A 9012-nucleotide genomic window follows, 5' to 3' on the forward strand; every position below is an offset into this window, starting at 1 on the left:
ACCACCATGCAGGTCGATTTCGGACGGACGGCGGATGACTACGTGAAGCACCGGGCGGGATTCCCGGAGCGGTTCTTCCAGCGGCTCGTCCGTGAGGAGGTCCTCCGTTCCGGGCTGCGTGCCGTGGACCTGGGCACCGGTACTGGCACCGTGGCTCGGGGACTCGCCCGCTACGGCTGCCAGGTCACCGCCCTGGACATCTCCGCCTCCATGCTCGACGGCGCCCGCCAGCTCGCCACCAATGAGCGGCTCTCCATCGACTGGCGGCTCGCTCCCGCGGAGAACACCGGTCTGCCCGACGCCTCGGCGGACCTCGTCATCGCCGGCCAGTGCTGGCACTGGTTCGATCGCGCCGCCGCCGCCCGCGAGGCCGCCCGGCTGCTCGTTCCCGGCGGCAGGCTCGTCATTGCCCACTTCGACTGGGTGTCCCTGCCCGGCAACATCATCGAGGCCACCGAGCACCTCATCGACGAGCACAACCCCGGCCCCGTCCAGCCCTACGTCCGCTTCGGGTTTGGCACTGGCATCTACCCTGCCTGGTTCAAGGATGTCGCCAGCGCGGGCTTCATTGGCCTGGAGAGCTTCTCCTTCGACGTCGCCGCCCCCTACACCCACGAGGCCTGGCGCGGTCGGGTTCGGGCCAGTTCCAAGATTGGCGCGTCGCTCGCTCCGGAGCAGGTCGCCCGCTTCGATGCCGCGCTCGCCTCGCTCCTCGCCGAGCGCTTCCCCGAGAAACCTCTCGCCGTTCCTCACCGCGTCTTCGCGCTCTTCGCTACGCGGCCGTAGACCCTCACCCCGGCCCTCTCCCAGAGGGAGAGGGGGCTTCTCGGAGTCCGTCATGGCTCATCCCCACGTCGTCAACGCACAGGACCTCCCCTGGACCGAGAGCCCCTGAGCGCCCAGGTGAGCTACTGGACCGGCGAGGAAGGTTGAGCCGTGGGGAGACGCCGTGGCACCCTCGCGGTCCCATGGCTTCCCTTCTCGACTTGCTCGAACGCTCGCGCCTCCTCAAGGACCGGGAAGCGGCGCGGGAGGTCTTCAACCCCGCCGAGCCTCCCCATGTGTCGCTGCTGCGCCTGTGCGACGCCGGGCTGATCGAGGGCGGCCTCACCGTGGCGCTCGGCGTGCGGCCCGATGAGCTCGTGGGTCCGCTCACCATGGCCATGGGTGGGGCCGCGCGGCGCTTCAAGGTCGTCGACGTGCGCGAGCGCCCGCGCTTCGAGCTCCACGTCCTCGCCGGAGAGACGTCCGAGCGCTGGGAGGTGGAGGACCTCTGGGCGCTCGTGCACAACCTCAATGACCTCTACCGCGAGGCTCCCGATGCGCGCGCCATTGCCGTGCTCGGTGAGTGGAACGATGCGCTCCAGCTCTTGTGCGTGGACAAGCGCGCGCTCCCGCGGCTCCTGCGCGAGCGCTTCTTCGAGCCCCGCAACCGCGACGCACTGGAGCGCATGACGGAGAAGCGCTGAGGCCCGTCAGCGTCCTCGCCGCTTGAACTGCGCCAGGCTGAGCTGCTGGTTCAACCGGACGATCTCCCTGCGCGCGGCCTCGAGCTCCTCCGACGGCTTCCCGCCCCCGAAGAGTCCGCGCAACCGTTCCAACAAGGAGCGTTTGTCGGCCGGCCGGGTGCTGAGCTGTTGCACCTTGGCTTTGGACTTTGCCAGCGCCTGGTTCGTGGTCTCCAGCTGCTTCTTCAGCAGCTTCACCTCGTCGCGCGCCAGCGTGGCTTCCTTCCGGGACTCACCCAGGTCAGCCGTGAGCGCGGCGAGCTGCTGCTCGACGTCCGCGCGCGCCGAGCGAAGGGCGGCATTCTCCTTCTCCAGGGACTGCACCTGCGTCCGTAGGGCCTGAATTTCCGCCGCCTCCTGCTTTTCGTCCCGCGGCGCTACGGGAGTCGCTTTCTCCCGCGCGGCCAGCTCGGCCTTGAGGCGCTTTACTTCCGACTGCGTCGTCTCGAGCAGATCCCTCAGCTCGCGCACATCCGTCTTCGCCACGTGTCCACCCCTGGTGCCGGGAGCATAACCCCGTGGCCCGCGGGGCGGAGAACCGCAGCGGAATCAGCTCGCCAGCGTCGGGGCCTCGGTGACGGCGGTGGGCTCCTGGGAGCCCCGCTTCTTGCGCTCCAGGTACCAGCGCCGGAAGGCCAGCGTGGCCCGGTCCGTCGCCACGCTGCGCTCCTCGGACACTGGCGGGGACTCGACGGGGTAGCTCGACTCCACCACCGCCTGGTCCTCTCTCAGGATGCGCTTGTTGAAACGGTCGAGCAGGGCCGCGAGCGGCTGGACTTTCAGGAAGTCGCGCGTGCTCACCAGCATCATCCGCGTGTGGTCCGCATCCACCGGGACGCACCACATGAACAGGCGCATGAGGCGGTTGGGAATGGGGACGTTCAGCGACATGCCGTTGGGCCGCAGCCACTCCAGATAGGCTTCCGCGGGCGCTCCTCCATCCAGGGTCCAGGTGGTGCGGAACCCCGTGGGCGTGGGGTGAACCTCCATCTCCATCTTCGAGTCCGGCTTCATCCGCCTCGCCAGCGGTCCACCGATGGTGCGCCGGTGCACGAAGGGCAGGTGCGGCGAGTCCAGCATGTTCTCCATCGCCCGCGTCCAGTGCGCGTTCCACGTCTCGGCGTAGTGCCACACGTGGACGCCGGGCTGCTCCATCACGGAGGGCACGGATGGCTCATCCGGGGCCTCGGCGCCTGGGCGGGTGTAGACCCAGAGGAGGCCGCCGCGCTCGCGCACTGGGAAGGTCGTGGCCGCGTAGCGCCGACGCTTCTCCTCCGGCATGGGGTTGAGCGGAATGTGCGTGCACGCTCCGTCCGAGGCGAAGCGCCACCCGTGGAAGGGGCACTCCAGGCACCCGTCCTTGCCCACCTTCCCCAGTGACAGCTTCACGCCTCGATGCGGGCACTGGTCGTGCAGCGCCGACACCCGGCCTTGCTGGTCTCGGAAGAGCACGATGCGCGCCCCGCCCAGCGTCAGCCCATAGGGTGCCTTGCCGACCTCCTTCGACATCGCCACCGGCGTCCACAGGTCCGCGAAGCCCTCGTCGGCCAAACCGTCCAGCATGAAGTCCTCCTGCAGGTGCTGCTTCCTAGATAGAATATTCAGGTTGGTTTATTTAATTTCAAGTCGAAGTGGGGGAAGAGCACGGACGGGAGCAGGAGGAAGGTGGATTCCATACCCCATGCGAGTTATTCAGACGGCATGGCCCGAGTGAAGGGGAGCCGCAACGCCGACTACGAGAAGGAGCGGGAGCGCCTGCTGGAGGCGGTCCGCGCGCGCCTGCTCGCGAAGGACGGGGCCCAGGCGAGCTTCCGGGAGCTCGCCGAGGTAGCCGGGGTGAGCGTGGCCACACTTCGCCACTACTTCGGCTCGCGCGAGGCGCTGCTGGCCGAGGTGATGACGGACATGCACCGGCGCGGCCTGCCGTTCCTCCACGCCGCCGCCACGGAGCTTCACGGCCCGGTGCGCGAATCGCTCCAGTGGTTCCTCCAGCAACTCCTCATGGGATGGCGCATGGGGGTAGGGGAGGTGCACGCCTTCGGCCTCACCGCGAGCGTGGGCCACGAGACGCTGGGGCCGGTATACGTGCAGGAACTGCTGGAGCCCACGCTGCAATCGGCCGAGGCTCGGCTGTCGCGCCACATCGCGGACGGTGAGCTGCGGCGCTGCGACGTGCGTCACGCCGCGCTGGAGCTGGTATGCCCGGTGGTGCTCGGACTGCTGCACCAGGTGCAGCTCTCGGGCGCTCGCTGCCGGCCGCTGGACGTGGAGCGCTTCCTGGCGGACCACCTGGAGACGTTCCTCCGGGCCCATGCCGTGGACCCCGAGTCTCCAGCTCCTACGCGTCCCCGAAAGCCCGGTCGCCCGGCTTAGGGCACACCCAGGATGAGCCCGAGCGTGGCCAGCGTCATCGCAGTGCCCTGCTGTGCGAGCGCCGGAGGAATGTCGAGGACCACCGGCCGCTCGGGGGCGCCTCCACAACTGCGTGAGCCTGAATAGCTCCCGTCCTGAGTGGCCTTCAGGTCATAGCTGCACGCCCCCACCGTACCGGTGAGCGCTTCCTTGCTCAGGTTGAGCTCCGTGAGCCTGCCGTAGAAGGAGCCTCGGGCGTGGGTGACGCCGCCCTTGTCCTCGAAGCTCAATCGGGTCAGCTCCCGGCCCACGGTGCCTCCCAGCTCCTGGCCGTTGAGGCCGAGGAAGACCGTCTGGCCAAAGGCCCTCCCGCGCAGCGTCTTCCCATCGCGGGAGAGCTGGACGTCGGGGCCGGTGACGCTGTCCCCCGTGACGCGCGCCGTGATGGCGGCGTTCGGAGTGCGCAGGAAGAGGTACTGATCCTCGCTCTGGGCAGCCGCCGTTCCGAGTGCGAGCAGGGCGGCCATCCCGAGCGCTCGACCGACTCGCTGGGTGTACGAGGAATTCATACGCGAAGGATAGGAATGGAGGGGCCACCGTGTGCCGTGCCCCCGGCCGCCCGCTCGTGGGGAGGCGGAGAGGGCGTGCTCCGCCAGGACGGCACGTCAGGCGTCCGCCCGGTTGCCGGGCGAGCCCGAGCATTGGCCGTTATCCTCCGGCGATCCCCAGCCGCCGGGCACTCTCTCCGGCGAAGGAGCCAGGTCCGTGGAGGCGTCTTCCCCATCCAGCCGTTCCCATGCCGGACCCCAACGGGGTGGCGGCCAGGGACACGTGCCTGTCAGTCTCCTCCTCCGAGGCATCCTGATGTTGACGATGATGGTAGGGCTGGTGGCCGCGCTGCACTACTACCTCGGGGTGAGGCTGGTGTCGGACCCCGGACTGGCGCAGCCCTGGGCGGGGCTTGGTTGGTTGGTGTTATGGCTCGGCTTCGCCTCCATCCCGGCGGCCATGGCGTCCACGCGGATGCGGCCTTCGTGGAAGGAGCAGGTGCTGCACTGGGGCGGCATGCTGTGGATGGGCGCCTTCGGACTGCTGCTGACGGCCACGGTGGTGGCGGATGTGGTCGGGTGGGTGTGGGGGCTCGTGGGCCCGGCGCCCCTGCCGGCAGGAGACAAGGCGCTGGCGGTGGTGGGCGTGGTGGTGCCGGCGATGCTGGTCGCCTTCCGGACGGCCCGCTCCCCGGCGCGCGTGGAGCGTGTGACGGTGCCGGTAGCGGGGCTGGGCGCGGGGCTGTCGGGGATGAAGGTGGTGCAGATCTCCGACATCCACATTGGCCCTACGCTGGACCGGAGCTTCATGCAGCGCGTGGTGGAGCAGGTGAACGCGCTCCAGCCCGACGTGGTGGCGGTGACAGGAGACCTGGTGGACGGCAGCGTCACGCGGCTGCGCGACGAGGTGGCCCCGCTCGCCGGCCTGCGCGCGCCGCTGGGCGTCTACTACGTCACCGGTAATCACGAGTACTACCACGGGGGCGCCTCCTGGTCCGCCGAGGTGGCCCGGCTGGGCCTGACGGTGCTGAACAACGCGCACCGGGTGGTGGAGCGTGGGGGCTCGCGCCTGACGGTGGCGGGGGTGACGGACCTCGAGGGTGGGAGGATGGACCCGTCGCACGCGTGCCGGCCGGACGTGGCGCTCGCGGGGGCTCCGGCGGGCGTGCCTCGGTTGTTGTTGGCACACCAACCTCGCGCGGCGGTGCTGGCGAAGGGGCTGGGGGTGGACCTGCAACTCTCGGGTCACACCCACGGCGGGCAGCTCTTCCCCTTCATGGCTTTCGTGAAGTTGCAACAGCCCGTCATTCAGGGGCTGGCCACCATCGCCGGGGTGCGCGTCTACACCAACCGAGGGACTGGCTACTGGGGCCCGCCGCTGCGCCTGGGGCCCGCGCCGGAGATCACCGAGCTGACACTCGTGAGCGCGTAGCTCGGGTGCGCACGGAGTTCACTGGCTGTCGTGGTGCGAAGGGGCGCGGAGGGATGCGTTGCCCCTTCTTCCTCTCCGGCGTTACCCTGCGTTCGTGCCTCCCGAGTCCCAAGGCCGGGCCACCTCCGGGTCCATGCGCGTCCTCTTCGTGGCGGATGACCCCGTGCTGCGCGATACCGCCCGGCGCGAGCTGTCTCCGGGCTTCGAGCTGCTCCCCGTCAACACCTTCGCCTTGGCCCTGCCCCTGCTCGACCTCGAGCCGGCTCCCACTGCTGTCATCATCGACCTGGGACTGGCGGACGCCAAGGGGGCGTCGGGCTTCCTCGCCATCCTCGTGGAGCGGGGCTACTCCGGCCCGCGCATCCTCCTGTCCGGCAAGTTCCGCCCGGAGGAGGCCTCCACCCTCAGCCAGGCCAGCATCATCCATTTCGCGCTCGCCACGCCCTGGGCCCCCGGCGAGCTGCGCGCCTTCGTGGAGGCCGCGCTCGGCTTCCGCCCCTTCCCGAGCGCCCTGCACGCCATCTGATGGCTGGTGGCAGGCAACCCATCGAGCCCCATCACGACGTCCTGCGCGCGCGCGGGCTTCGCATTATCCTGGCGCTGGTTCCGAAGAGATTCGGTCTGCGAAGAGTGGTGCCCCGTGCTGTCGTGGTGGATGGTTGCCAAGAGGAAGTTCCGGCGCGCTCGCGTGCGATTGCTACGCGGCACGGGTGCCCCGGCTGAGATCGCCGGTGGCATGGCGCTCGGGTTGTTCGTCGCCCTGCTGCCCATCCTGGGCCTGCAACTCCCCCTGGCCCTCGCCGTCGCCGAGCTGGTGCGTCGGCTGACGCGCTTCCAGCTCTCTCGCGTCGCCGCCGCCGCGGGTGTGTGGATCAACAACCCCGTCACCGCCGCTCCCGTCTACGGCCTGTGCTACCTCATTGGCCGCCCCATCGCGCACCGTCTCCTCCCCACTCCCCCGGGGCAGCAGGTGGCGACTGAGGCCGGGGCGCTCGACCTGAGCGCGCTCTCCCTCTCCGGCCCCGATGCGCTCGAGGCGGGGCTCGGTCTTGTCATCGGTGGCGTCCTGCTGGGTGCGCCCACCGCATGGCTTGGCTACCGCATCACCTACGGCATGGTGTCCCGCCACCAGGCCCACCGTCAGGAGCGCCGGGCCCGCAGGGCTCGCGGCCTGAAGCTCGCCCCCGAGGCGTGACCCATATTCCCTCTCCCGAGGGGCGAGGGGAAATGGCCGCGGGTAGGTTGTCAGTGCATGTTCCTAGGGCACTTCTTTGCGGACCTGCCTGAAAGGACAACCCGGCCGCCCATGAACCGAGCCTCGCTCCTGTTCGTCCTGCTCGTCGTCCCGGCCTGTGCCACCGCTCCCGCCTCCGTCCCGGCTGCCTCTCCCGAGGCCCCCGCCCCCTCCGCGTCGGCCCCCGCGCCCTCCGAGGACGCCCGGCTCGCAGCCCTCCTCGAGGAGGACTGGCAGTGGCGCCTGCGCGAGAACCCCCTGTTCGCCACCGCCATCGGCGACTCGCGTTATGACGATCGGCTGACGGATCTCTCCTTCGAGGCCATCGACCGGCGCGAGCAGCATGCGCTCGACGTGCGGCGCCAGCTCCAGGGCATCGACCCCGCCCGGCTCTCCGAGTCCTCCCGGCTCGACTACCAGCTCTTCCTGCGCGAGCTGGAGGAGTCCATCGAGGGTCAGCGCTTCCCCACCGAGTACCTTCAACTCTCCCAGCTCGGTGGGCCCCACACGCTCCTGCCCGAGCTGGCCCTCTCCATGCCTCGGGCCACGGTGAAGAACCACGAGGACTTTCTCCAGCGCATGAAGCTCCTGCCCGTCTACGTGGAGCAGAGCATCGCGCTGATGCGCAAGGGCGCCGAGGCCGGCATCACTCCGCCCCGCGTCACCCTGCGCGAGGTGGCGGGCCTCCTCCAGAAGCAGCTCGTCGACGACCCCACGAAGAGCCCCATCTACCTCAACGCCTTCGCCTCCTTCCCCGCCTCGATTCCTCCCGAGGACCAGGCCCGGCTGCGCGAGCAGGCCATCGTCGCCCTGAGAGAGTCCGTGCTCCCCGCCTACCGCGAGCTGCACCGCTTCTTCGTGAGCGAGTACCTGCCGCGCACCCGCGAGACCATCGGCCTGTCCGCTGTCCCCGAAGGCGCGGCCTGGTACGCGTGGAACGTGCGCCGGCTGACCACCACGGACCTGTCGCCCGAGCAGATTCACGAGCTGGGGCTCTCCGAGGTGGCGCGCATCCGCGCCGAGATGGAGCAGGTGAAGGCCCAGGCCGGCTTCAAGGGAAACCTCCCCGCGTTCTTCCACTTCCTGCGCACCGACCCGCGCTTCTTCTTCGACAGCCGGGACGCGCTGCTCGTCGCCTACCGCGACATCTCCAAGCGCATCGACCCCGAGCTGCCCCGCCTCTTCGGCCGTCTGCCCCGGCTGCCCTATGGCGTCTTCCCCGTGCCCGAGTACTCCGAGAAGACGCAGACGACCGCCTACTACATGCGCGGCTCCCAGGCGGCGGGGCGCGCCGGGCGCTACTACGCCAACACGTATGACCTGAAGTCCCGCCCCAAGTGGGAGATGGAGGCCCTCTCGCTCCACGAGGCCGTGCCCGGCCACCACCTGCAAATCTCCCTCATGCAGGAGCTGGAGGCGCTGCCAGCGTTCCGCCGCTACGGGGGCTACACCGCCTTCGTCGAGGGCTGGGGGCTGTATGCCGAGTCGCTCGGGTCCGAGCTGGGGCTGTACCGGGATCCGTACGCGAGGTTCGGCCAGCTCACCTATGAGATGTGGCGCGCCGTCCGGCTCGTGGTGGACACCGGCATGCACGCCAAGAGGTGGACGCGCGAGCAGGCCATCCAGTTCTTCAAGGACAACGCCAGCAAGACGGAGCACGACATCACCGTCGAGGTGGACCGCTACCTCGTCTGGCCCGGGCAGGCCCTGGCCTACAAGCTGGGCGAGCTGAAGCTGAAGGAACTGCGCGCTCTCGCCACCCAGGAGCTGGGCCCCCGCTTCGACGTGCGCGCCTTCCATGACGAGGTGCTGGGACAGGGCGCCCTGCCGCTGTCCTTCCTGGAGGCCCGGGTGAAATCCTGGGTGGAGCGTCAGAAGGCGACGGTGTCGGGTCCAGTGCGGTAGCTGGGCACTCCCGAGCACCTTGGCACACCTCGT

Annotated in this window: 10 protein-coding genes; 7 read left to right on the plus strand and 3 right to left on the minus strand. The window is 69.6% G+C overall.

What is annotated here, in order from left to right:
• Positions 1–6 precede the first annotated feature (6 nt).
• A complete protein-coding gene (locus OV287_RS03200) occupies positions 7–786 on the plus strand; it encodes a class I SAM-dependent methyltransferase (RefSeq protein ID WP_267532485.1) in 780 nt (259 codons plus the stop codon).
• A 182-nt stretch (positions 787–968) separates the two neighbouring features.
• Positions 969–1469, plus strand: a complete 501-nt coding sequence (locus tag OV287_RS03205; RefSeq protein ID WP_267532486.1) for a hypothetical protein — start codon at positions 969–971, stop codon at positions 1467–1469.
• A gap of 6 nt (positions 1470–1475) precedes the next feature.
• Here OV287_RS03205 and OV287_RS03210 read toward each other — a convergent pair whose 3' ends face one another.
• The gene (locus OV287_RS03210; RefSeq protein ID WP_267532487.1) at positions 1476–1994 is read right to left on the minus strand and encodes a hypothetical protein; all 519 of its coding nucleotides are present in this window, start codon (positions 1992–1994) and stop codon (positions 1476–1478) included.
• A gap of 63 nt (positions 1995–2057) precedes the next feature.
• On the minus strand, positions 2058–3071 hold the full coding sequence (locus OV287_RS03215) for an aromatic ring-hydroxylating dioxygenase subunit alpha (protein ID WP_267532488.1): 1014 nt from the start codon (positions 3069–3071) through the stop codon (positions 2058–2060).
• Between the two features lie 138 nt (positions 3072–3209).
• Here OV287_RS03215 and OV287_RS03220 point away from each other — a divergent pair, with 138 nt between their 5' ends.
• On the plus strand, positions 3210–3881 hold the full coding sequence (locus OV287_RS03220) for a TetR/AcrR family transcriptional regulator (protein WP_267532489.1): 672 nt from the start codon (positions 3210–3212) through the stop codon (positions 3879–3881).
• Here the strand turns inward: OV287_RS03220 and OV287_RS03225 are convergent.
• Positions 3878–4387 carry a hypothetical protein gene (locus OV287_RS03225; RefSeq protein ID WP_267532490.1) on the minus strand — a complete coding sequence of 170 codons (510 nt, stop codon included), beginning with the start codon at positions 4385–4387 and terminating at the stop codon, positions 3878–3880. The genes OV287_RS03220 and OV287_RS03225 overlap by 4 nt on opposite strands.
• 337 nt (positions 4388–4724) lie before the next feature.
• Here OV287_RS03225 and OV287_RS03230 point away from each other — a divergent pair, with 337 nt between their 5' ends.
• From OV287_RS03230 to OV287_RS03245, 4 genes are all read left to right on the plus strand, one after another.
• Positions 4725–5840: a metallophosphoesterase gene (locus tag OV287_RS03230; protein WP_267532491.1), complete on the plus strand. Its 1116-nt coding sequence runs from the start codon at positions 4725–4727 to the stop codon at positions 5838–5840.
• Positions 5841–5898: 58 nt separating this feature from the next.
• Positions 5899–6366 carry a DNA-binding transcriptional response regulator gene (locus OV287_RS03235; RefSeq protein WP_267532492.1) on the plus strand — a complete coding sequence of 156 codons (468 nt, stop codon included), beginning with the start codon at positions 5899–5901 and terminating at the stop codon, positions 6364–6366.
• A gap of 114 nt (positions 6367–6480) precedes the next feature.
• Positions 6481–7035: a DUF2062 domain-containing protein gene (locus tag OV287_RS03240; protein ID WP_267532493.1), complete on the plus strand. Its 555-nt coding sequence runs from the start codon at positions 6481–6483 to the stop codon at positions 7033–7035.
• A gap of 111 nt (positions 7036–7146) precedes the next feature.
• Positions 7147–8979 (plus strand): DUF885 domain-containing protein, encoded by a 1833-nt coding sequence (locus OV287_RS03245; RefSeq protein ID WP_267532494.1) that lies wholly within the window; start codon positions 7147–7149, stop codon positions 8977–8979.
• Positions 8980–9012: the final 33 nt, after the last annotated feature.

Origin of the sequence: Archangium lansingense (genome assembly GCF_026626635.1) — a bacterium.
In the GTDB taxonomy this organism is placed as follows: Bacteria; Myxococcota; Myxococcia; order Myxococcales; family Myxococcaceae; genus Archangium; species Archangium lansingense.